The 23,637-nt window shown below is 68.2% G+C and carries 20 protein-coding genes; 6 read left to right on the top strand and 14 right to left on the bottom strand.

What is annotated here, in order from left to right:
• Positions 1-29: 29 nt before the first annotated feature.
• Positions 30-1,316 (top strand): aspartate kinase, encoded by a 1,287-nt coding sequence (locus PGN12_04235; GenBank protein ID MEH3103095.1) that lies wholly within the window; start codon positions 30-32, stop codon positions 1,314-1,316.
• 179 nt (positions 1,317-1,495) lie between these two features.
• Here the strand turns inward: PGN12_04235 and PGN12_04230 are convergent, their stop codons facing one another.
• Positions 1,496-2,518, bottom strand: coding sequence for a glycosyltransferase family 2 protein (locus PGN12_04230; GenBank protein MEH3103094.1), 1,023 nt, complete (start codon positions 2,516-2,518; stop codon positions 1,496-1,498).
• Between the two features lie 22 nt (positions 2,519-2,540).
• Positions 2,541-3,530 carry a M48 family metalloprotease gene (locus PGN12_04225; GenBank protein MEH3103093.1) on the bottom strand — a complete coding sequence of 330 codons (990 nt, stop codon included), beginning with the start codon at positions 3,528-3,530 and terminating at the stop codon, positions 2,541-2,543.
• Between the two features lie 176 nt (positions 3,531-3,706).
• Here PGN12_04225 and PGN12_04220 point away from each other — a divergent pair, with 176 nt between their 5' ends.
• Complete coding sequence (locus PGN12_04220; protein ID MEH3103092.1) at positions 3,707-4,060, top strand: hypothetical protein; 354 nt, start codon at positions 3,707-3,709, stop codon at positions 4,058-4,060.
• A gap of 21 nt (positions 4,061-4,081) precedes the next feature.
• Here PGN12_04220 and PGN12_04215 read toward each other — a convergent pair whose 3' ends face one another.
• The 8 genes from PGN12_04215 to rpmI all read right to left on the bottom strand — a co-directional run bounded on the left by PGN12_04215 (position 4,082) and on the right by rpmI (position 13,034).
• Positions 4,082-6,199, bottom strand: a complete 2,118-nt coding sequence (locus PGN12_04215) for a bifunctional (p)ppGpp synthetase/guanosine-3',5'-bis(diphosphate) 3'-pyrophosphohydrolase (GenBank protein MEH3103091.1) — start codon at positions 6,197-6,199, stop codon at positions 4,082-4,084.
• Positions 6,200-6,308: 109 nt separating this feature from the next.
• Complete coding sequence (locus PGN12_04210) at positions 6,309-7,103, bottom strand: ThuA domain-containing protein (protein ID MEH3103090.1); 795 nt, start codon at positions 7,101-7,103, stop codon at positions 6,309-6,311.
• Between the two features lie 154 nt (positions 7,104-7,257).
• Positions 7,258-8,136 (bottom strand): aldose 1-epimerase family protein, encoded by an 879-nt coding sequence (locus PGN12_04205; GenBank protein ID MEH3103089.1) that lies wholly within the window; start codon positions 8,134-8,136, stop codon positions 7,258-7,260.
• A complete protein-coding gene (pheT, locus tag PGN12_04200) occupies positions 8,129-10,492 on the bottom strand; it encodes a phenylalanine--tRNA ligase subunit beta (GenBank protein MEH3103088.1) in 2,364 nt (787 codons plus the stop codon). The genes PGN12_04205 and pheT overlap by 8 nt, the downstream gene beginning before the upstream one ends.
• 103 nt (positions 10,493-10,595) lie before the next feature.
• A complete protein-coding gene (pheS, locus tag PGN12_04195) occupies positions 10,596-11,696 on the bottom strand; it encodes a phenylalanine--tRNA ligase subunit alpha (protein MEH3103087.1) in 1,101 nt (366 codons plus the stop codon).
• Positions 11,697-11,700: 4 nt separating this feature from the next.
• Complete coding sequence (locus PGN12_04190) at positions 11,701-12,012, bottom strand: GIY-YIG nuclease family protein (protein ID MEH3103086.1); 312 nt, start codon at positions 12,010-12,012, stop codon at positions 11,701-11,703.
• A 435-nt stretch (positions 12,013-12,447) separates the two neighbouring features.
• Complete coding sequence (gene rplT / locus PGN12_04185) at positions 12,448-12,813, bottom strand: 50S ribosomal protein L20 (GenBank protein MEH3103085.1); 366 nt, start codon at positions 12,811-12,813, stop codon at positions 12,448-12,450.
• Positions 12,814-12,830: 17 nt separating this feature from the next.
• Positions 12,831-13,034, bottom strand: coding sequence for a 50S ribosomal protein L35 (gene rpmI, locus PGN12_04180; protein ID MEH3103084.1), 204 nt, complete (start codon positions 13,032-13,034; stop codon positions 12,831-12,833).
• Positions 13,035-13,197: 163 nt separating this feature from the next.
• Here rpmI and PGN12_04175 point away from each other — a divergent pair, with 163 nt between their 5' ends.
• The 4 genes from PGN12_04175 (at position 13,198) to PGN12_04160 (ending at position 18,700) form a co-directional block, all read left to right on the top strand.
• Positions 13,198-15,261, top strand: coding sequence for an AsmA family protein (locus PGN12_04175; GenBank protein ID MEH3103083.1), 2,064 nt, complete (start codon positions 13,198-13,200; stop codon positions 15,259-15,261).
• A 1-nt stretch (position 15,262) separates the two neighbouring features.
• Positions 15,263-16,852, top strand: a complete 1,590-nt coding sequence (locus PGN12_04170) for a cisplatin damage response ATP-dependent DNA ligase (protein MEH3103082.1) — start codon at positions 15,263-15,265, stop codon at positions 16,850-16,852.
• 230 nt (positions 16,853-17,082) lie between these two features.
• Positions 17,083-18,159 carry a chorismate synthase gene (gene aroC, locus PGN12_04165; GenBank protein ID MEH3103081.1) on the top strand — a complete coding sequence of 359 codons (1,077 nt, stop codon included), beginning with the start codon at positions 17,083-17,085 and terminating at the stop codon, positions 18,157-18,159.
• Positions 18,160-18,235: 76 nt separating this feature from the next.
• Positions 18,236-18,700 (top strand): hypothetical protein, encoded by a 465-nt coding sequence (locus PGN12_04160; GenBank protein MEH3103080.1) that lies wholly within the window; start codon positions 18,236-18,238, stop codon positions 18,698-18,700.
• Positions 18,701-18,817: 117 nt separating this feature from the next.
• Here PGN12_04160 and PGN12_04155 read toward each other — a convergent pair whose 3' ends face one another.
• The 4 genes from PGN12_04155 to serA form a co-directional block, all read right to left on the bottom strand.
• Positions 18,818-20,107: an adenylosuccinate synthase gene (locus PGN12_04155; protein ID MEH3103079.1), complete on the bottom strand. Its 1,290-nt coding sequence runs from the start codon at positions 20,105-20,107 to the stop codon at positions 18,818-18,820.
• Positions 20,108-20,306: 199 nt separating this feature from the next.
• Positions 20,307-21,407 (bottom strand): ATP phosphoribosyltransferase regulatory subunit, encoded by a 1,101-nt coding sequence (locus PGN12_04150; GenBank protein MEH3103078.1) that lies wholly within the window; start codon positions 21,405-21,407, stop codon positions 20,307-20,309.
• The gene (locus PGN12_04145; GenBank protein MEH3103077.1) at positions 21,407-21,787 is read right to left on the bottom strand and encodes a DUF559 domain-containing protein; all 381 of its coding nucleotides are present in this window, start codon (positions 21,785-21,787) and stop codon (positions 21,407-21,409) included. Before PGN12_04145 ends, PGN12_04150 begins: the two co-directional genes overlap by 1 nt.
• A 157-nt stretch (positions 21,788-21,944) precedes the next feature.
• The gene (gene serA, locus PGN12_04140) at positions 21,945-23,522 is read right to left on the bottom strand and encodes a phosphoglycerate dehydrogenase (GenBank protein MEH3103076.1); all 1,578 of its coding nucleotides are present in this window, start codon (positions 23,520-23,522) and stop codon (positions 21,945-21,947) included.
• Positions 23,523-23,637: the final 115 nt, after the last annotated feature.

Genomic DNA, 23,637 nt, shown 5'->3' with positions numbered 1-23,637 from the left:
CTCTCATCCCAAGGCGTTTGGATACGGCAGTGGCGCGCATCGTCATGAAATTCGGCGGCACCTCGATGGCGGGGATCGAGCGCATCCGCTCGGTCGCCGCGCGGGTGAAACGCGAGGCGGCCGCCGGGAACCAGGTGGCGGTCGTCGTATCGGCGATGGCGGGCGAAACCGACCGGCTGGTCGGGTTCTGCCGCGAAGCCTCGCCGCTCTACGACCCGCGCGAATATGACGTCGTGGTCGCCGCGGGCGAGCAGATCACCAGCGGGCTGCTCGCGATCGCCTTGCAGGCGATCGGCGTGCCGGCGCGCTCGTGGCTGGGGTGGCAATTGCCGATCAGCACCGACGACGCCTTCGCCAAGGCGCGGATCGGGACGATCGATACCGTCGCGCTCGACGCCAGCCTTGCGGCGGGCGAAGTGGCGGTGATCCCCGGTTTTCAGGGCGTGTCGGCCGAGGGACGAATCACGACGCTGGGCCGCGGCGGCTCGGACACGTCGGCGGTGGCGATGGCGGCGGCGATGAAGGCGGATCGCTGCGACATCTACACCGACGTCGACGGCGTCTATACCACCGATCCGCGGATCGTGCCGCGCGCGCGCAAGCTCGCCAAGGTGACCTATGAGGAGATGCTGGAACTCGCCAGCGTCGGCGCCAAGGTACTCCAGACCCGCTCGGTCGGGCTGGCGATGAAGGAGAAGGTCCGCGTTCAGGTGCTGTCGTCGTTCACCGGCGAGGACGCTCCGATGGCGGATACATTGCCCGGTACGATGATCGTGGGCGAAGAGGAGGCAGCCTCCCAGGAGAATGGCGACGTGGAACGACAACTCATCACCGGCATCGCTCACGACAAGAACGAGGCGAAGATCACGCTGACCAGCGTGCCCGACAAGCCCGGCTCGGTCGCGAGCATCTTCGAGCCGCTGGCGGCGGCGAACATCAACGTCGACATGATCATCCAGAACATCGCGCACCGTAGCAGCGGGAGCAGCAGCGCGACCGACGTGACCTTCACCGTGCCATCCGCCGACCTGCCGCGCTCGATCGAGGCGCTCAATCAGGCGCGCGAGACGATCGGCTTCGGCGAGCTGATCCACGACGTGCGCGTCGCGAAGATCAGCGTCGTCGGCGTCGGGATGCGCAGCCATGCCGGCGTGGCGAGCACGATGTTCACGACGCTGGGCGCGCGCGGGATCAACATCCAGGCGATCTCCACCAGCGAGATCAAGGTTTCGGTGCTGATCCACGAGGATGAGACCGAACTGGCGGTGCGCGTGCTGCATACGGCGTACGGGCTGGACGCCGACGAAGCGGCGTGAGCGGCGATCCCGCGGATTAGAGCGGGATCGCCTTACTTGTCGTCGCCGCTCTCGTCATCCCCGCGGAGGCGGGGATCCAGAACCTCTGACGTCTCGCCTCTATCGACGGACCTGCGCGTCTGGATTCCCGCGTGCGCGGGAATGACGGGAATGGGACGGGCAGCCGCCCTCACGTCCGTTCAATCCTGCCCGAGGACCTCGCCCGCGACCTGCGCGTTGGGGATGCGGGTGCGCTCCGCCTGGAAGCCCAGCGTCGCACGCCCGCGCGCCGTGCCGGCGACATCGGCGATCAGGTACAGCGGGCGGCGCTTCGCCTCGATATACAGCCGGCCGAGATACTCGCCGATCATGCCCAGCACGAACATCTGGATCGACGACAGCACGACGACGACCAGCATCGTCGAGGTCCAGCCCTGCACATGGTCGCCGACGAAATAGCCCCAGCCGATATAGACCAGCAGCAGCATCGAGCACGCCGCCAGCACCACCGACAGATGGCTCGCCCAACGCAGCGGCGCGGTCGAGAAGCCAGTCACCGCGTCGAGCGCCAACCGCACCATCTTGCCGAGCGGATAGTTCGTCTCCCCCGCATGGCGCTCGGCACGGTCGTAGGGGAACGGCACCTGCCGGAACCCGACCCACGCCACCATCCCGCGGATGAAGCGCGCCTGTTCGGGGAGCGCGAGGAAGGCGTCGAGCGCGCGGCGCGTCATCAGCCGGAAGTCGCCGGTGTCGAGCGGGATCGCGGTGTCGGTGACGCGGTCGAGCACGCGATAGAAGGCGGCCGCCGTGGCCTTCTTGAACAGCGTCTCGCCCTCGCGCTTGCGGCGCACCGCATAGACGACATCGGCCTGCTCACGCGCCATCATCAGCCGCATGTCGGACAACAGCTCGGGCGGATCCTGCAGATCGGCGTCGATGATGAGGATCTGCTCGCCCGCGCACAGGTCGAGCCCGGCGGTCAGCGCGAGTTGGTGACCGTGGTTGCGCGACAGGTTGATCGCCACGACACGCGGGTCCTCCGTCGACAGCCGCTGCATCGCCGCCCAGCTGTTGTCCCGCGAGCCGTCGTTGACCAGCACGATCTCGTGATCGTCACCCACCGCCGCACGCGCCGCCGCCGAGACACGCGCGTGAAGCAGCGGCAGCGTAGCCTCTTCGTTATAGCAGGGAATGACGACCGAAAGCGCGGGACGATGCATGGGCCCCGCATCTAACCGAAGCTTATCCGCGCGTCACGATCTTTACCAAACGCCCCGGCGTCAATTGTGCGTCATCTTCGATCGCGTTGAGCGTCATAAAGCGGTCGCGCTGGAGATTGTCATAGGCCATCTGCCGCGCGAGCGAGTCGATCGTGTCGCCGCGCTTGACGGTGACGATGCGGATCCGCTTGCCCGAGCCCTTCTCGTCATAGGCCAGCCCGTCGAGCTGGCGCAGGAAGGTGACGTCCTGCGGCGGTTCGGTGAGCGGACGACCGGTCGCCTTGGCAAGCGCCGCGGCGCGGCGCACGCGGTCGGCGCTATTGGGGTGGGTCGAGGCCCAGCTTGGCACCTGTTGCCCACCCTTGCCGCCGACCTCCGCCTGCAACTGGCTCTGCGCGTCGAGCTGCGCGAGCATGTCGGCGGCGGCATAGGGATCATAGCCGGCGGCGGTGATGTACTTCACGCCCAGACCATCGGCGGCATATTCCTGATCGCGGCCGTATTTCAGCACATAGAGCTGCGCGCCGCTTCGCGCGGCGGTGCCGACCAGCTGCCCGGCCGCGCTGTTGCCTGCCGCCGCGCCGACCACGGCGGCCAGCACACCGCCGATCGTCGCGCGCTGGTTGCGCGACGCCGAGTGACGCGCGGCGACATGACCGACCTCGTGCCCCATCACCGACGCCAGTTCCGCCTCGCTGTTCATCAGCGCCAGCAATTGCCGTGTGACGTAGATATAGCCGCCAGGGATCGCGAAGGCGTTCTCGACCGGCGAGTCGAGCAAGGTGACGATGAAGTCCCCCTGTGCGTTCGACAGTCCGGATTGCACCGCCACGCGCTTGCCGACCCGCTCGACATAGGCAGCTTGCGGACCGGAATATTTGCCGCCGAATTGCGTCAGCAGCTCCGGATTTGCGCGCGCGCCGAGCGCCTTGTCGTTTGCCGAGATCGACTGTGCCGCCACCGGTATCGCGGTGGTCGCCAGCGCCGCGGCGAGCAGCATGGATCGTAACATCGATGAATCCTCCCGTCCGTCCAGAATGCGGGAAGGCGCAGCCGGTTTCCACCGGTGCCAGGCGTTCTGGCCACCACGCCGGCCAACAGCGCGAAAAGACAGCGCAAATTATTATCTTGCATCAGGATCCGTGGCGATTGCCGCTGGTTCGATCTTCCAACCATGGGAGACGAATGATGGGCAGGGTATGGGCGATGGTCGGCGCGGGCGCCGGGTTGTTGACGCTGGCGCAATCTGGCTGTGTCGACCCGTCCGCGCGGATCGCGTCGTCGCTGGAAGGCTATGGATTCGCTCCGGATCAGTCGCAATGCGTCGGCGTCCGACTGGAGAAGAATCTCTCGATTGGCCAGCTTCAGCAGCTGGGGCGCGCAGCGCGTGCGACCCGCGAGGGCGATACGACGCCGGGGCGATTGACGGTCGGCGACTTCATCCGCGTCGCCGGTCAGGTGAAGGACCCTAAGGTGCCGCTCGAGGTGACCAAGGCCGCGGCCGGCTGCGGGATCGTCGCCAGCGCGCCGGCCGTCCTATAGGTCGTCCGCCGCCTTCGTGGATCAAACTCGCTCCGCCGCGTTGACCGCGTCGGCGGCGCGGAGTGCGGAGAGCAGCCGCATCAACTGATGCGCGTCATGCACCTCGACGTCGATGACGTTGGTGTGGAATTGCGTGTCGCGATTGTCGAGACGCAGGTTGATGATGTTGGCCTTGTGCTGCCCGATGATCGTCGCGAGCATCCCGAGCGCGCCGGGCTGGTTCCGCACCTCGACGGAAATGCGCGCGGTCGCGCCCTCGGTGGCGTGGCCCCATTGCACGTCGATCCAGTCGGTCTCGTCCTCGCTACGCTCGGCGAGATCGGCGAGCACGCGGCAGTCGATCGCATGAACCTCGATCGAGGCATCGGGGCGGCGCAGGCCGACGATCCGGTCGCCGGGCACCGGGTGGCAGCAATCGGCGAGTTCATAGGCGACGCCGGGCGCCAGCCCCTCGATCGAGATCGCGCTCGATTGCGGCGGCGCGTGCGCGACATCGGCCCCCGCCGAACCCGGCATCAGCGCCTCCATCACTTCGCCGTCGGTCAGCGTGCGACGCGCGATCGCCTGCATCAACGCCGCCTCGTCGGCGAGCTTCAGCCGCTTGAGCGCTTCGTCGATCGCATGGTCGGCAAGCGTCGCGGGCAGCCGCTGGACGATGTCGTCGTACAGCTTGCGCCCCAGCGTGATCGTCTGTTCGCGTTCCTCGTTGCGCAAATGGCGGCGGATCGCGGCGAGCGCCTTGGCGGTGATCGCGACCTTCAGCCACGCCGGCTGCGGCACCTGCGCCTTGGAGCGCAGCACCTGCACCTGATCGCCATTCTCCAGCACCGTCGACAGCGGCACGACGCGCCCGTTGACCTTCGCGCCGACCGCCTGATCGCCGAGGTCGGTATGCACCGCATAAGCGAAGTCGATCGGCGTCGCGCCCTTGGGCAGCTGGATCAGCTCGCCCTTCGGCGTGAAGGCGAAGATGCGATCCTGGTACATCGCGATCCGGGTATGTTCGAGCAGCTCCTCCGGCGTGGCGGCGGTGTCGAGGATCTCGACCAGATCCTTGATCCAGTCCTGCTGCTGATCGGGGCGAACCGGATGCGCGCCGACCGATTGCTTGTACGCCCAATGCGCCGCGAGCCCGAACTCGGCCTCGGCATGCATGTCGGGGGTGCGGATCTGGATTTCGATCCGGCGGTTCTCGGCATGGATCACGCTGGTGTGGAGCGAGCGATAGCCGTTGCGCTTCGGTGTCGAGATATAATCCTTGAACCGCCCCGGCACCGCCGGCCAGCGACGGTGGATCAGCCCTAAAGCGCGGTAGCAATCCTCGATCGTCGGCACGATCGCGCGGAACGCCATGATGTCCGACAGCTGCTCGAAGCTGATGTGGCGCTCCTGCATCTTGCGCCAGATCGAATAGGGGTGCTTCTCGCGCCCCGACACCTGCGCCTCGACCCCGCCGCGGCCGAGCAGCAGCTTGAGCCCCGAACCGATCTTGGCGATCCGGTCGCCGCCCGACCCTTCCTTGAGCTGCTCCAGCCGCTTGGTGATCGATTCATACGCCTCGGGCTCGAGCTGCGCGAAGGCGAGCGTCTGCATCTCCTTCATGAACTCGTACATGCCGATCCGCTCGGCGAGCGGGGCGTAGATGTCCATCGTCTCCTTGGCGATGCGGCGGCGCTTCTCCGGCTTGGGGATGAAGTGCAGCGTGCGCATGTTGTGGAGCCGGTCGGCCAGCTTCACCAGCAGCACGCGAATGTCGCCCGACATCGCCATCAGGAACTTGCGCAAGTTCTCCGCCGCGCGCTCGTTCTCGGTCTGCGCCTCGATCTTGCTGAGCTTGGTCACGCCGTCGACCAGCCGGGCGATGTTCGCGCCGAAGATCCGCTCGATCTCCTCGGGCGTGGCGACCGTATCCTCGACGGTGTCGTGGAGGATCGCGGTGGCGATCGTCTCGTCGTCGAGATGCAGCTCGGTCAGGATGCCCGCCACCTCGATCGGATGGCTGAAATAGGGGTCGCCATTGGCGCGCTTCTGCGTCCCGTGCGCGTTGACCGAAAAGACATAGGCGCGGTTGAGCATCGCCTCATTGGCGTCGGGGTCGTAATCGAGGACCCGGTCGATCAGTTCATATTGTCTCAACACGGGATGAGGATGGGGCCGGGCACGGCCGCATTGCAACATTCCCGTGCAGAAAAATGCCACCATGCCGGGCGGCGTGGCGTTTCGGCATCGCTTTTGCCGTCTCGATGGCTCAGCGCGCTGCCCAGCGGACCGCGTTGGTCAGCATCCGGCGCACGTTGACGTCATCATAGACCGCCGGCTCGTGTCCCAGCGCCGAATAGAAGACCCGGCCCTTGGCGCGCGGATTGACCCATGCGACCGGGTGCGTCGCGCCCATCGCCAGTTTGCCGCCGACGCGGTAGCTCTTCTCGTCGACGCGTGCGAGCACGGTCATGCCGCGCGTCGCCGGATCGTTCGAGAACGAATACCATTCGTCGGCAAGCGGAAAGGTCCGCGCCACGCCCGCCATCACCGGATGCTGCGGCTGGTCGACGATCACCTGCGCGGTCTGGATATGATCGTCGCCATTGGGGTGGCCGATGAAGGTCGTGCCGATGATCGTGCGGTCGTACCACGGCTCCTTGTGGCTGTCATCGCCCGCCGCGTGGAGCGCGACGACCCCGCCGCCGCGCGCCACGAAGCGCTCGAACGCCGCCAGCTGGTCGGGACTCATGAAATTGCCGCTCGCGCTGTTGAGCACGACGACCGAAAAGTGGCCGAGATCGCGATCGTTGAAGACCGCGGCATTCTCCGTCGCGAAGCTCTTGCGGCCGAGTTGTTTGGCGATGTCGCCCAGCACCTCGTTGGAATGCGGGATATGCTCGAAATGGCGCCAGCCGTTGGTCTTGGAGACGATCAGCACCGCGCCCTTCAGCCCCGCGGGCAAGGTCGGCGCGACGGTGTCGACGACCGGTGCGGGCAGATGCGGGTTGTCGGGCGCCTGCGCCGCGGCCAGCATCGCGATCATCATCAAAGATTTCAGCATCATCCGTCTCCTGCGCCTAGCGTAGCCGGGGACGTGGCGGAGGTGAAGCGGACTTTGGTCGCGGGTTTGCCGCCCAGGGTGATCCCGCGGTGGTCATTGCGAGCGTAGCTAAGGCCCTGGATTGCTTCGCTACGCTCGCAATGACGATGCGATGTCAGTCGGTTAGCGTGATGCTCATCGTGATGCGCTGCTCGCCGTGCGCGGGCACCTCGAACACGCCGGGCTTGTCGCGATATTCGCCGTCGAAGCCCTCCGGATCGGCGATGCCGTGCCATGGCTCGACGCAGACATAGGCCGCGCCGGGCTTGGTCCAGATGCCGAGCCTGGGCGTGTCGGGGAACCCGATACGGAGCTGCGGTGCGCCGTCGACGCCGTAAATAACCGACTGCGACGCGACCGGGTCCCACACCAACGCGTCGTCGGTGAACAGATCGTCGGCGAGGTGCAGCACGGGACCATCGAGCGGCGAGGGACGCTCGGTCGCGGCGATCGTGCCGTCGGCGGCGATCACCTTGAGCGCGCCGGGCTCGTCCTTCTCGAACGCGATGCGATGTGCGGCGCGGTCCTGTCCGTAAGGCAGCGGCCAGGCGAAGGCGGGGTGGAAGCCGAAGCTGGCGGGCAGCGGCTCGTCCGCCGGGTTGCAGACCGTCGCCTCGATCGCCAGCGTCGCGTCGCGCAGCTCGAACGCCACCTCCAGCCGAAACGCAAACGGATAGGCGGCGCGGGTCGCCTGGTCGTCGGCGAGCGCGAACACCGCCCGCGTCGCGCTCGTCTCGATAACCGAGAAGACGCTGCGCCGCGCGAAGCCGTGCTTGCCGATCGGATAGGACACGCCGTCGACCTTGATCGCGCCGTTGGCGGTCATCCCGACCACCGGGAACAAGAGCGGCGCGCGCCCGGTCCAGAAGCGCGGGTCGGCGTCGGTCATCAACTCGCGCCCATCGGCATCGGTCAGCGACGACAGCTCCGCGCCGAGCGGGTTGATCGCGGCGGTCAGCGTGCCGTTCGCAATACGGATCCAGTCGTCAGCCACGTAATTGCGCTCCCTGCTTGGCGGCGGCGGCGACCACCTTGTCGGCGATCGCCTTCAGATCGGCGTCGGTGAAGCTCTTCTCGGCGGGTTGCAGCACCACCTCGACCGCGACCGACTTGTGTCCCTCCGCGACGCCGGTGCCGGTGAAGACGTCGAAGACGCGCGCGCGGGTGATGGTCGCCTTGTCCGCGCCCTTGACCGCGCGGACCAGCGCCTCGGCCGAGACGTCGGCGGGCACGAGGAACGCGAAGTCGCGGCGCACCGGCTGGAGCGCGGGCGGCGCATAGGCCGGACGCATGAACCCCGATCCGCGCCTGGCGGGGATCGCGTCGAGGTACAGCTCGACCGCGGCGACCTGCCCCGAAAGGTCGAACGCCTTCATCACCGCCGGATGCACCGCGCCGAACGCCGCCAGCACCGTCTTCGGCCCGAGCCGCAGCGTGCCCGAGCGACCGGGGTGGAAGGCCGCGCCCGCCTCGCCCATCACCTGAAGGTTGTCGACCGGCGCGCCCGCCGCCGCGAGCAGCGCGAGCGCCTCGGCCTTGGCGTCATAAGCGTCGAACCCGGCGGCCTTGCCCTCGCGCCAGCCACGCACGCGGCGGTCGCCCGCCAGCACCACGCCCAAGGTCGCGCGCTCGCCCTCGGGCAGATAGCGCCGGCCGATCTCGAACAGCCGCACCGTCTCGACGCCCTGCCGCAGGTTGCGCTCGGCCGCCGAGAGCAGACCGGGCAGCAGCGACGGGCGCATCACCTTCAGTTCCTCGCTGATCGGATTCGCCAGCCGCCACGCCGCTTCGCCGAACGGCGCGACCTGTTTTTCGCTGAGGAAGCTCCACGTCACCGCCTCGTCGAGCCCGCGCGCCGCGGCGGCGCGGCGCGTGCGGCGCTCGATGCGCTGTTCGGGGGTCGCGGTCGGGCGCGCGACACCCGCGACGCGCGGGAGCGGCACCGGAGCGACCTTGTCGATCCCCTCGATGCGGATCACTTCCTCGACCAGATCAGCGGTGCCGTCCACATCGCGCCGCCAGGTCGGCGGGGTGACGTTCCACGCGTCGTCGACGATGAAGCCGAGCGATTCGAGAATCGCGCGTTGCCGCTCGGGCCCGACCGCGAGCCCGCCGAGCGTCTCGGCGCGCGCCGGGTCATAGGCGTAGGAGCGCGTCCCGAGCGGCGGCTCGCCCGCGCGGGTCACACCGCTGGCGGCGCCGCCGCAATATTCGAGCACGAGGAAGGTCGCGATCGCGAGCCCATCGTCGAGGAACGCCGGGTCGACGCCGCGCTCGAACCGCTGCCGCGCGTCGCTGGTCAGCGCCAGCTTCTGTCCGGTACGCGCGATCGCCTCCGGGGTGAAATAGGCGCACTCGATCACGACATCGGTGGTCGTCTCCGACACGCCCGAATGCGCACCGCCCATGATCCCGCCGATGTCGTGCACCGCGACATCGTCGGCGATGACGGTCATCCCGGCCGACAGCGTATAGGTCTTGCCGTTGAGCGCTTCGACGGTTTCGCCGTCGCGTGCCTGACGTGCGACCAGCCCGCCCGACAGCTTCGCCTTGTCATAGACGTGCAGCGGGCGGCCGAGATCGACCGTCAGATAATTGGTGATATCGACCAATGCCGAGATCGGCTTCTGCCCGATCGCGCGCAGCCGCTTCGTCATCCACTCGGGCGCGGCACCGTTGGTGAGGCCACGCACACCTTGCGCGAAGAACGCCGGGCAGCCTGCCGCATCCTCGATCCGCACGTCGGGGCCTGCGCCCTCGCCCGCGACCTCGGGCACCGTCGGCGGCACCAACGTACCGAGCCCCGCCGCCGCCAGATCGCGCGCGATGCCGTGGACGCCCATGCAATCCTGCTTGTTCGGCGTCACCGACACTTCGATCACCGGATCGCCGAGCCCGGCATAATCGGCGAAGGCGGTGCCGACCGGCGCGTCGGCGGGCAGCTCGATGATCCCGTCGTGATCCTCGCCCAGCTCCAGCTCGCGCGTCGAGCACATCATGCCGTTCGATTCGACGCCGCGGATCGCGGCGACCTTGAGCACCATGCCGTTGGCGGGCACTGCCGCGCCCGGCTTGCCGAACACGCCGACAAGGCCAGCGCGCGCGTTGGGCGCACCGCACACCACCTGCAACGGACCGCCGCCGGCATCGACCGAGAGCACCTGCAACTTGTCGGCCTGCGGGTGGCGCTCGGCGCTGAGGACGCGCGCGACGGTGAAGCCGTCCAGCCTGGCGGCGGGATCGGTGACGGCCTCCACCTCCAGCCCGATATTGGTGAGCGCGACCACGATCTCGTCGAGCGAAGCGGTCGTGTCCAGATGGTCCTTGAGCCAGGAGAGCGTGAATTTCATCTTTTATCCCGTCGCTCCTGCGCAGGCAGGAGCCTATGTCTCTACGTGGTGGCACACTCACCAGCCATGGGTTCCTGCCTTCGCAGGAACGACGACGTCATTGTCAGGCCGGCGTCCCGACGCCGCCCGACAGGGTCGGCACGTCGAGCGCGCTGAACCCGTAATGTTTCAGCCAGCGGATATCGCCGTCAAAGAACGGGCGCAGATCGTCCATCCCGTATTTCAGCATCGCCAGCCGGTCGATCCCGCAGCCGAACGCGAAACCCTGCCATTTCTCGGGATCGAGCCCGCACGCTTCGATCACCTTAGGGTGGACCATGCCGCTGCCCAGCACTTCCATCCAGCCTTCCGACCCGCCGATCACGCGCTTGCCCTTCACCACCGAATAGCCGACGTCGACCTCCGCCGACGGCTCGGTGAACGGGAAATAGCTCGGGCGCAGGCGGAGCACGATATCGTCGCGCTCGAAGAATGCCTTGAGGAACGTCTCCAGCGTCCATTTGAGGTGGCCGAGCGTAATGCCCTTGTCGATCACCAGCCCCTCGACCTGGTGGAACATCGGCGTGTGCGTCGCATCGCTATCGGAACGATAGGTGCGGCCCGGTGCGATGATGCGGATCGGCGGCTTGTTGGCCAGCATCGTGCGGATCTGCACCGGCGAGGTGTGCGTGCGCAGGACGCGGGGTGTCTCGCGATCGTTCGGATCGCTGTTCTCGCGCCCGGCGAGGTAGAAGGTGTCGTGCATCGCGCGCGCCGGATGGGTTTCGGGTATGTTGAGCGCACCGAAATTGTGCCAGTCGGTTTCCATCTCCGGCCCGCTCGCCACCGCGAAGCCGAGGTCGGCGAAGATCTCCGCCAGTTCGTCCATCACCTGACTGACCGGGTGCACCGTGCCGGCGAGCGGCGCGTCGGCGGGCAGCGTCATGTCGAGCGCCTCGCTGGCGAGCTGCGCGTCGAGCGCGACTTGCTCCAGATGGCTTTTGCGGACCGCGATCGCGCTGGTCACCGCCTCGCGCAGCCCGTGGATCGCGGGGCCGCGCGTCTGGCGCTCCTCGGGGGAGAGCGCGCCCATCGTCTTGAGCAGCTGCGTGACGCGGCCCTGCTTGCCGAGCGCATCGACCCGCACCGCCTCCAGCGCATCGAGCGAGGCCGAGGCGTCGATCGCGACGAGCAGATGGGTCTTGAGATCGTCGGTGTCAGTCATCGTGTTATCCGTCATGCGTGCCGTCCAAGCCGAAGCTTGCGCCCAAGTCCAGCCATTGCGGGTTGGTTTCCTCGATCAGCCGCAGCTTCCAGTCGCAATTCCACTTCTTCAGTTGCTTCTCGCGCTGGATCGCGGCCTCCATCGTGTCGGCGGTTTCGTACCAGACGAGCCGGGTGACGTGATAGCGTGCGGTGAAGCCCTCGAAGGTGCCGTTGCGATGCTGGATCAGCCGGCCGAGCAGGTTCGAGGTGACACCGATGTAGAGCGTGCCGTGCGGTCGGCTGGCGAGGATGTAGACGCATGGTTGCCGCTCCATTCCCCGCTCCCTTTTCGTCGTTCCCGCGCAGGCGGGAATCCAGAACCTCTGACGTTCGTGCTTCTATCGACAGGCCTGCGCGTCTGGATCCCCGCCTGCGCGGGGATGACGTTAGCGGCGGGGCGAGGGGGGTAGAAGACGCTGCCTCGTTGTTGGCGTGGGACGCCTACTTAATTCCGTCGTTCCCGCGCAGGCGGGAATCCAGAACCTCTGACGTTTGCGCTCCTATCGAAGAACCTGCGCGTCTGGATCCCCGCCTGCGCGGGGATGACGAGAGTGGGTCACTGACACATCGAACAGAAAAGGGCGCCGGTGTTATCACCGACGCCCTTTTCGCATCTATTGCGTCACGCCGTCAGACGGATCGGCGTTGCCGACCCGCTGCCCGTCGTGACGAGTCCCGCGCCTGCTGTCGCAGGCGCGGGCCGTCCGCACTCAGGCGGCCTGCGGGAGAGCCGCCTTCGCCTGCGCGATGATGGCGGCAAAAGCCTCACCCTCGTGCATCGCGATGTCGGCCAGGACCTTCCGGTCGAGTTCGACGCCCGCCAGCTTCAGGCCGTGCATGAACTGCGAATAGGTCAGACCCTCGGCGCGGACGCCGGCGTTGATGCGCTGGATCCACAGACCACGGAACGTACGCTTCTTAACCTTGCGGTCGCGATAGGCGTACTGGCCGGCCTTTTCGACCGCCTGACGGGCGACGCGGATCGTGTTCTTGCGACGACCGCGATAGCCCTTGGCCTGTTCCAGGATGTTCTTGTGCTTGGCGCGAGTGGTTACGCCCCGCTTGACGCGTGCCATATTCTATTCCTTCTCGCTCAGCTGAGACCGTAGGGCGCCCAGGCCTTCACCGCGGCGGTGTCGGCCTTCGACAGCACCTTGGTGCGGCGGTTCTGGCGGATGTACTTGGCGTTGTGGCTCATCAGGCGGTGGCGCTTGCCAGCGACGCCGTGCTTCAGAAGGCCGGTGGCCGTCAGCTTGAAGCGCTTCTTCACGCCACTCTTGGTCTTGAGCTTGGGCATTTTCATCCTTTCTGCTGCGCGAATCGACTGAGACGGCCGCGGCAGCCCTCGTTGGCCGGGCCGTCCGTATCCGCCGATCGCTCGGGAAGCGGGCCGCATAGCGACACGTCGCCCGAAAAGCAACCACAGGGAACCCGCGCCGCAATCTTGCGATTGTACCGCGATGGCAACGACCGCTCCCGCGCCGCAGACCAAACCGCGCTGGCGGCGCATCGCGCGCAACGTCGCGGTGGTGCTGGTCGCGACGCTCGCCGCAATCTGGCTGGTGCTGTTCGTCACCAAGGGCCGGTTCCTGAAAGGCACGTTCGAGCGCGTCGTCGGCCGGCTGACCAACCGGCAGGTGACGGTCGGCGGCGACTTCCAGCTCTATTTCGCGCCGCTGAAGATCAAATTCTATGCCGAGAAGATCGCGATCGCCAATCCGGCGTGGGCGACGCGGCCGTATCTGTTCAGCGCCGACCGAATCGACACGCGCATCGCACCGTTGTCGCTGCTGTTCGGCAAGCGCCGGCTCTACTGGCTGGACCTGACCAACGGCGCGGTCGATCTCGAATGGACGAAGGCGCACGACCACAATAGCTGGACGTTCAGCGAGAAGAAGGGCGGCAAGCCGCTCGACCTGCCGCGCATCGACCGCGCGACCGTTACCGGCACGCAGGTCCGCTATCTCGATCCGCGGATGCAGTTGCTTGCCGACGTCAAACTCGACACGATCCGCTCCACCGAGGCGCGGATCGGCGAAGCGGTCGGTCTCGACGGCGGCGGACGGCTGCGCGGGACGCCGTTCACGGTCGTGGCGCGGCTGCTGTCGCCGGACGCCACGGTCGCGCGCGGCAGGAACGAGCTGGTAATGCGGGCGCGGGCGGCGGGGAACGTCATCGATGTCGCGGGGACGCTGCCGAGCATCGCCGCGTTCGAGGACTTGCCGCTGGCGGTGCAGGCGCGCGGGCGCAACCTCGCGACCCTGCTCGACATCATCGGCGTCGCGATCCCGAACACGCGCACCTATCGGCTGCGCGCGCAGCTGGTGCAGAGCGGGCCCGAGTATCGCTTCACGCACCTGCGCGGGACGTTCGGTGACAGCGACGTGCGCGGGCGGCTGACGATCGCCAACCGCGCGCGGCTCCACCTCGATTCGCAACTGACCACGCGCCAGCTCGACATCATCGATGCCGCGCCGTTCATCGGCTTCAACCCCGATATCGTCGCGACCAAAGGCGCGATCGCCGCCGCCGCGGCGACCGGTGCGGCGCCTGCGCGCATCCTGCCCGACGCCGCGCTGCCGATCGCGACGATGCAGCGCTTCGACGCCGATCTGACATGGCATATCGACCGCGTCCGCTCGAAGCGGCTGCCGATCGCTGACATCGACCTGAAGCTCGATCTCGAGCGCGGGCGGCTGGCGCTGTCGCCGCTGACCATGACGATGGCGCGCGGCAAGTTGGCGACCGACACCGTGTTCGACACGCGCCAGCGGCCGAGTGCGGTCAGCTACGACGTGCGGCTCGCGCCCACCCCGCTCGGGCAATTGCTCGCCGGCTATGGCGTCGCCGAGTCGGGGACCAGCGGCACGATCCGCGGACGGATCCAGCTGAAGGGACGCGGCGACACGATTCACGATTCGCTCTCGACCGCCGATGGCCGGATCGCCTTCGTGATCCCGAGCGGCAGCCTGTGGACGCGCAACGTCCAGCTCGCCGAAATCGATCTGGGCGTGTTCATCCAGAAGATGTTCGAGCAGGAGCTGAAGGAGCCGGTGCAGATCAATTGCGGGTTGGTCGCGTTCACCGTGCGCAACGGCGTCGCCGCGACCGACCCGATCCTGATCGACACCAAGAAGAACGTCATCCTCGGCAAGGGCGGCTTCAGCTTCAGGAGCGAGGCGCTCGATCTCGCCTTCCGTGCCGATGCCAAGAAGTTCAGCCTGTTCTCGGGCCAGTCGCCGGTCGGGGTCAGCGGCTATTTCGCATCGCCGTCGCTCAACGTGATCTCGCCGCAGCTGGTGGCGCGCGCCGGTGCCGGGCTGGGGCTGGCGATCGTCGGCACGCCGGTCGCGGCGTTGCTGGCGTTCGTCGATCCGGGTGACGCCAAGGCGGCGCAATGCGGCCCGGTGCTCGCCGCCAAGCCGGCCGCCGCCCAGCGCGACAAGGACGGCAAGCCGCGCAAGGATGTCGGCAACGGCAAGGTCGAGGGGCAGAAGCGCAAGAAATTCCTGGGCATCTTCTGACGTGCACGCGTTTGCCGCCCTGCTCGACGCGCTGATCTACACCCGGTCGCGCAACGCCAAGCTGAAGCTGATCGGCGATTATTTGCGCGCGACGCCCGACCCCGATCGCGGCTGGGCGATGGCGGCGCTGACCGGCGAGCTCGACCTGCCGGGTGTGAAGCCGGCGGTGATCCGCGCATTGGTCGAGTCGCGGGTCGATCCGGTGCTGTTCCGGATGAGCCGCGACTATGTCGGTGACACCGCCGAAACGGTCGCGCTGCTGTGGCCGGAACCCGATCACCCGCCGGAAACCGCCGAGCCGCTGACGGTGGCGAACGTCGTCGACCGGCTGGCGCATCTGTCGCGTTCCGACGCGCCGGCCGCACTGGCGACGATGCTCGACCGGCTCGATGCCGAGGAGCGGTTCGCGCTGCTCAAGATGGCGACCGGCGGCCTGCGCATCGGCGTATCGTCGCGGCTCGCCAAACAGGCGCTGGCGGATGCGTTCGGGCTCGACGTCGAGGCGGTCGAGGAGGTGTGGCACGGGCTGGAGCCACCCTACCCGACGCTGTTCGCCTGGGCGGAGGGCACCGGCGTGCAGCCGACCGCCGCCGACGTGCCGGTGTTCCGCCCGTTCATGCTCGCGCATCCGCTCGACGATCTGCGTGTCGATCTCGCCGATTATGCGGCGGAGTGGAAGTGGGACGGCATCCGCGTCCAGCTCGTCCATGTCGCGGGGGAGACGCGGCTCTACAGCCGCACCGGCGACGATGTGACGCGCGCCTTCCCTGATGTCGCCGCCGCCTTCGCGACGCACGGCGTCGTCGACGGCGAGCTGATGGTGCGGGGCGACTTCCAGGGTGGAGAGGCGGGCAGTTTCAACGCGCTGCAACAACGGCTCGGGCGCAAGGTGGTGTCGGCGAAGATGCTCGCCGAGGCGCCCGCGTTCGTGCGGCTCTATGATATCCTGTTCGACGGCACCGAGGACCTGCGCGCGCTGCCATGGAGCGAGCGGCGCGTGCGGCTGGAGACGTTCGCCGCGCGGCTCGATCCCGCGCGCTTCGATCTCAGCCGCGTGATCGAGGCCGAGGACTTCACCGCGCTGGAAGGCATCCGCGCCGGCGCGCGCGACGCGGCGATCGAGGGCATGATGCTCAAGCGCCGCGATTCGCCGTATGTCGCGGGGCGGCGCACCGGGCTGTGGTACAAATGGAAGCGTGACCCGCTGACCGCCGATTGCGTGATGATGTACGCACAGCGCGGCAATGGCCGGCGATCGAGCTGGTACAGCGATTACACCTTCGGCTGCTGGAGCGGTGAGAAGGCGGGGGACGGCGAGTTGCTGCCGGTCGGCAAGGCCTATCAGGGGATCACCGATCAGGAGATCGCGCAGCTCGACCGCTTCGTGCGCCAGCATACGCTCAACCGCTTCGGCCCGGTGCGCGAGGTCGAGAAGACGCTGGTGCTGGAGATCGCGTTCGATTCGATCCACGAATCGAAGCGGCACAAGTCCGGGCTGGCGATGCGCTTCCCGCGGATCGCGCGGATCAGGACCGACAAGCCGGCGGCGGAGGCGGATACGCTGGCGGGGTTGAAGAAGTTGGTGACCTGACCCGCCGCTCCGTGCCTCCCGTCCGTCATTCCCGCGCAGGCGGGAATCCAGAACCTCTGACGTCGCGGCTCTTCCAAGAACCTGCGCGTCTGGATTCCCGCCTTCGCGGGAATGACGAAGAAGGGGGCGGCGGACGCGGGACGCGGGACGCGGTAATGACGGGAGGGTGTGCGGGAATGACGGGAGAGGGGTCTGTCCCCCGCCCTGCGCTTCTGGCAAAGCGCGCCTCCATGAGCTTCAACACCTTCGGCCGCGTCTTCCGTTTCACCACCTGGGGCGAGAGCCACGGCCCGGCATTGGGCGCGGTGATCGACGGGTGCCCGCCGGGGATCGCGCTGACCGAGGCGGATATCCAGCCGTGGCTCGACCGCCGCCGCCCCGGCCAGTCGCGCTTCACGACGCAGCGGCAGGAGCCGGATCAGGTCCGCATCCTTTCGGGCGTGTTCGAGGGGCGCACCACCGGCACGCCGATCAGCCTGATGATCGAGAATGTCGACCAGCGCTCCAAGGATTATTCGGCGATCGCGCAGGCGTACCGCCCCGGCCATGCCGATTACGCCTATGACGCCAAATACGGCTTCCGCGACTATCGCGGCGGCGGGCGCTCATCGGCGCGCGAGACCGCGGCGCGGGTCGCGGCCGGCGCGGTGGCGCGCGCGGTGGTGCCGCAGGTCCGCATCCGCGCCTGGGTGGAGGCGATCGGTGGCGACGCGATCGATGATGCCGCGTTCGACGATGCGCAGATCGACGCCAATCCGTTCTTCTGCCCCGATGCCGGTGCCGCCGCGCGCTGGGAGGCGAAGATGGACGCGGCGCGCAAGGCCGGCTCGTCGCTGGGCGCGGTGATCGCGTGCGAGGCGACCGGGGTGCCCGCGGGCTGGGGTGCGCCGCTCTATGCGAAGCTCGATAGCGAACTCGCCGCGGCGTGCATGTCGATCAACGCGGTCAAGGGCGTGGAGATCGGCGACGGCTTCGCGGCCGCGGCGCTGTCGGGCGAGCAGAACGCCGATCCGATGCGCCCCGGCGCCGACGGCACGCCCGACTTCCTCGCCAATCATGCCGGCGGGATCGCGGGCGGAATCGCGACCGGGCAACCGGTGCGGGTGCGCGTCGCGTTCAAGCCGACCAGCTCGATCCTGACACCGGTCCCCAGCATCACCCGCGACGGCACCGCGACCGAGGTGATGACCAAGGGCCGCCACGACCCGTGCGTCGGGATCCGCGGCGTGCCGGTGGTGGAGGCGATGGTCGCGCTGGTGCTTGCCGATCAGGCATTGCTGCACCGCGCGCAATGCGGCATAAGTTAGGCAAAGCGCGCCGATTGTCAGGAACGTTCGGCGTTCGCGCATCGTTGACGAGCCATTCCATATAAGGAGAGGTTCGATGCGTACCTATATCGCGATGACCGCCGCTGTCCTTTTGCTTCCCGCCGCCGCCGTGGCGCAGACGACCGGCGGCACCGCCGGTGGTACGATGGGCCAGACCGGCGGTTCGATGGGCGGCACGATGCAGCCCGGGGGGACGATCGGCGGTACGCCGGGGCAGCCCGGCGGTACGATGGGGGGCTCGACGATGGGCGGCTCCACGATGGACCCGATGACCAGCTCGCCGCAGACCACGACCCCCAGCACGTCGACGGACAGCACCACGACCACCACGCGCTCGACGCGGCGCGCGCGTGGCCGCAACTCGACGACGACGACCGGACCGGACGCGGTGACCAATTCGCGCACCACGATGGGCCAGCCGCAGCAGGGGCAGCCGACCGAGGCGACGAACACGCCGTCGGATCAGCTGCCGCAGGGTGGCGCGGCCGGCACCGCGACCCAGCCGGGGCCGCGTAGCTAAGGGTTGCTATATCGACCTTGAACCGTCGCCCCGGGCTCGACCCGGGGCACCGCTTCTTCTCGACGGTGAGATAAAGCGGGGCTCCGGATCAAGTCCGGGACGACGCGTTCAGGCAACTCAATCCGCAAACGGATCGCGAACGAGGATCGTGTCCGCCCGCTCCGGGCTGGTCGACACCAGCGCCACCGGGCAGCGGATCAGTTCCTCGACGCGGCGGATGTACTTGATCGCCTGCGCCGGCAGATCGGCCCAGCTCCGCGCCCCCGCAGTCGATTCCTGCCAGCCCGGCATCGTCTCATAGACCGGCTCGACCAGCACCTGATCGGCGGCATGCGTCGGGTAATAATCGATCACCTCGCCGCGCAGGCGATAGCCGGTGCAGATCTTCACGTCCTCGAACCCGTCGAGCACGTCGATCTTGGTGAGCGCGATTCCGGTGATCCCGCCGACCGCCGCCGATTGCCGTACCAGCACTGCGTCGAACCAGCCGCAACGGCGCTTGCGCCCGGTGACGGTGCCGAACTCATGCCCGCGCGTCCCCAGCCGCTCGCCGGTGGCGTCGTCCAGCTCGGTCGGGAACGGCCCGGAGCCGACGCGCGTGGTGTAGGCCTTGGCGATCCCCAGCACGAAGCCGACCGCCGCCGGGCCGAGCCCCGAGCCGCCCGCCGCGCTGCCCGCGATCGTGTTCGACGAGGTGACGAACGGATAGGTGCCGTGATCGATGTCGAGCAGCACGCCCTGCGCCCCCTCGAACAGGATGCGCTTGCCGGCTTCCTTGGCGGCGTTGAGATCGCGCCACACCGGCCGCGCGAACGGCAGCACGAAGCCGGCGATGTCGCGCAGTTCGGCGACCAGCGCGTCGCGGTCGATCGGCGTCTCGCCGAAGCCGGCGCGCAGCGCGTCGTGGTGCGCGGTCAGCCGGTCGAGCTGAGGCCCGAGATCGTCGAGGTGCGCCAGGTCGCAGACGCGGATCGCGCGGCGGCCGACCTTGTCCTCATAGGCCGGGCCGATCCCGCGCCGCGTCGTGCCGATCTTGCCCGCGCCGCTCGCATCCTCGCGCAGCCCGTCGAGGTCGCGGTGGAACGGCAGGATCAGCGCGCAATTGTCGGCGATGCGCAGCGTCTCGGGCGTGGCGGTGACGCCCTGCGCGCCGAGCCGCTCGATCTCGGCCTTGAGCGCCCACGGATCGAGCACCACGCCATTGCCGATCACCGACGGTGTGCCGCGCACGATCCCCGACGGCAGCAGCGAGAGCTTGTAGACGTTCTCGCCGACCACCAGCGTGTGCCCGGCATTGTGCCCGCCCTGAAAGCGGACGACCATATCGGCGCGCTCCGCCAGCCAGTCGACGATCTTGCCCTTGCCCTCGTCGCCCCATTGCGCGCCGATGACTGCCACATTTGCCATGGATGCGATTCCTCGCCTGCCGCTGCGAACCCGCGCGCCCTTCGACAGGACTCGGCACGCGGGCGGTTCAGGAATGTCGGGGGCGCGGGTAGCGGGCGGGCGGGAGCGGGTCAACCGCCGTCGCGTTCGCGGCAATGGAGCGGCGTCCCGCTACCTTCGTCGTCCCGGATCAAGTCCGGGATGACGGATTTGGTTCCGCCTACAAGACGCGGGCCTCACCGTCGGCGAAGAAATGCGTGCAGACCTGGGCCTCGGGCGTGTCGCCGGCCGCCAGCGCCGCGACCGTGACCCAGCCTGCCGCGCGCAGCCGCGCTGCTTCGGCGGGCGACGTGCCGAGCGGGAGGAACAGGCGGCGGCGGTCGTGCACCGGCGGATCGCCGAGCAAGCGGTCGGCATAGAGCGAGAAGCCGGTCGCCGCTTCCTCGGCGCCGCCCTCGTGGACGACCGCATAAGTGCCGCCGCGCCCGATCTCGCTCCCCGCTCCGCCACCGAACAGCGAGAAGCCAAGCCACGTCTGATATTCGAAGCCGTGGCGCTCGGTCGGGTCGAGTGTCATCGCCACGCGATCGCCGACCGCCGCCGCGATCGCCGCGAGCCCGTCGAGCCGCGTCGCCAGCACGCCGGTGCGATCGAACGCGCGGAGCCGCGCCAATGCCTTCTCAAAGGGGCCCGCCGCTTCGATCAACGGCAGGTAATCGGGCGCAACCGCCGCAACCCCGCCGGCATCCTTGGCGTCGAGCCGCTGGCGCAGCGTGTCGAGCGCTTCGGGCGCGACCGGCAGCGGCCCGGCGGCGAGCGTGTCGACGAGGTCGGGAAGCGTGAAATCGATCGAGGCACCTGTGACGCCCGCCGCCTCCAGCGCGTCGATCGCGACGGTGACGACCTCCTGCGCGGCGGCGAGCGAATCGAGCCCGAACAGTTCCGCGCCGATCTGTCGCGTCTCGCGCGCGGGCGACAATTGGCTGGCGCGCAGCTTGAGCACCGCGCCGGCATAGCTGAGCCGCACCGGGCGCGGGTGGTGCCCCATCCGCGTCGCCGCGATCCGCGCGACCTGCGCGGTCAGGTCGGGGCGGATCGCCAGCGTGCGCTGCGACACCGGATCGACGAAGCGCACCGCATCGTGGAGCGCCCCCGCCTTCAGCCGCGTGCCGAGCCCGTCGGCGAATTCGGCGAGCGGCGGATCGACACGCTCATAGCCATGCGCGCCGATCGCGGCGAGCACCCGCGCCTCGATCGCGGCAGCGGCATCGGCGAAGGGCGGCAGGCGGTCGCGAAGACCTTCGGGCAGAAGCGCGGTCATTATAGCCCTCCCCCCCCTGGGGAGAGGGTCGGGTGAAGGGCGGTCATCACCGCGACGGCAATCATCTGAAGCACCCCATCCAAATTCATCGTCACGTCCGCGTTGCTGAAGCGAAGAACCCGATAGCCGTGCGCTTCGAGCCATTCGGTTCGCCGGTCATCGCGGGCTTGGTCGGTGTGGGTGTCGCCGTCAACCTCTACGGCGAGCTTGTGCAGCCGTGCGCAGAAATCGAGAATGTACGGGCCAGCTACCACCTGCCGGCTGAACTTGACGGCGTTCAGGCGCTTGCCGCGGACGGCGAGCCACAGGCGAGTTTCTGGCTCGGTCATCTGACGGCGCATCTTGCGGGCGCGGTCGAGGAGGAGTGGGTCGATTTGCATCGGCGCGTACCATCTGTGGCGGTAGCGTGCGCGGCAACCCCTCACCCAACCCTCTCCCCACAGGGGAGAGGGCTTTTGGGTCACTTTAGCCCTCTCCCCTCCGGGGAGAGGGTTGGGTGAGGGGCCGGTGTCTCACCGAGACTAGCCCCCCAAAAAATCAGAACGACAGCCCCATCGCGGTCTTCACGCCCGGCAGCGCCTTGACCTGCGCGAGCAGGTCGGCATCGACCGGCTGGTCGACCGACAGCAGCAGCACCGCCTCGCCGCCCGCCTCGCGACGGCCGAGGTGGAAGGTGCCGATGTTGACCCCCGCCTCACCGAGTAGCGTCCCGATGCGACCGATGAAGCCCGGCGCGTCCTCGTTGACCACATACAGCATCGCGCCGGTCAGATCGGCCTCGACCTTGATCCCGAACAGCTCGACCAGCCGCTGCGCGCTGTCGCCGAACAGCGTCCCCGCGACCGAGCGCTCGCCGTCGGCGGTGCGGACCGCGACGCGCAACAGCGTGTGGTAATCGCCCTCACGCTCGGTGCGGATCTCGCGCACTTCCATGCCGCGGTCGCGCGCCAGCACCGGCGCGTTGACCATGTTCACCGTGTCGGTCTGCTGGCGCAGGAAGCCGGTCAGCACCGCGCTGGTCAGCGGCTTGGGGTTGAGGTCCGCCGCTGCGCCCTCGCGGTGGATCGAGACGCGGTCGATCGCGCCGGTCGCGAGCTGCCCGACCAGCGAGCCGAGCTTCTCGGCCAGCCCCATATACGGGCGCAGCTTCGGCGCTTCCTCGGCCGACAGGCTGGGGACGTTGAGCGCGTTGGTGACGCCGCCCGAGACCAGATAGTCGGCCATCTGTTCGGCGACCTGGATCGCGACATTGACCTGCGCCTCGGTGGTCGACGCGCCGAGATGCGGGGTCGAGACGAAGTTCGGGGTGCCGAACAGTGGGCTCTCCTTGGCCGGCTCGGTCACGAACACGTCGAGCGCCGCGCCCGCGATATGCCCCGAGTCGAGCCCTTCCTTGAGCGCGGCCTCGTCGATCAGCCCGCCGCGCGCGCAATTGACGATCCGCACGCCCTTCTTGGTCTTGGCGAGATTTTCCGCCGAAAGGATGTTGCGGGTCTGGTCGGTCAGCGGCGTGTGCAGCGTGATGAAGTCGGCGCGCGCCAGCAGCTCGTCGAGCGTTACCTTGGTCACGCCCAATTCCACCGCCCGCTCCTCGGTAAGGAACGGGTCGAAGGCCACGACCTTCATCTTCAGCCCCAAAGCGCGGTCGGCGACGATCGAGCCGATGTTGCCCGCGCCGATCAGACCGAGCGTCTTGCCGGTGACCTCGACGCCCATGAAGCGGTTCTTCTCCCACTTGCCCGCCTGCGTCGAGGCGTCGGCCTCGGGCAGCTGGCGCGCGAGCGCGAACATCAGCGCGATCGCGTGTTCGGCGGTGGTGATCGAATTGCCGAACGGCGTGTTCATCACCACCACGCCCTTTGCCGAGGCGGCAGGGATGTCGACGTTATCGACCCCGATCCCGGCGCGGCCGACGACCTTCAGGTTGGTGGCGTGTTCGAGGATGTCCTTGGTGACCTTGGTCGAGCTGCGGATCGCGAGCCCGTCATAGTTGCCGATGATCGCCTTCAGCTCGTCGGGGGTCTTGCCGGTGATCACGTCGACCTCGACCCCGCGCTCGCGGAAGATCTCGGCAGCGCGCGGGTCCATTTTGTCGGAAATCAGTACCTTGGGCATGTTGGTGCCTTTCGTGGAATGTGCTGGCTCCCTCTCCCCTGTGGGGAGAGGGCTGGGGTGAGGGGTCGGAGCCTCGCAGAGAGGTTCGTCTCGGTGAGACCTCGGCCCCTCACCC

Origin of the sequence: Sphingomonas phyllosphaerae (assembly GCA_036946405.1) — a bacterium.
Taxonomy (GTDB): Bacteria; Pseudomonadota; Alphaproteobacteria; order Sphingomonadales; family Sphingomonadaceae; genus Sphingomonas; species Sphingomonas phyllosphaerae_D.
This window is presented reverse-complemented; position numbering and strand designations above follow the sequence as displayed.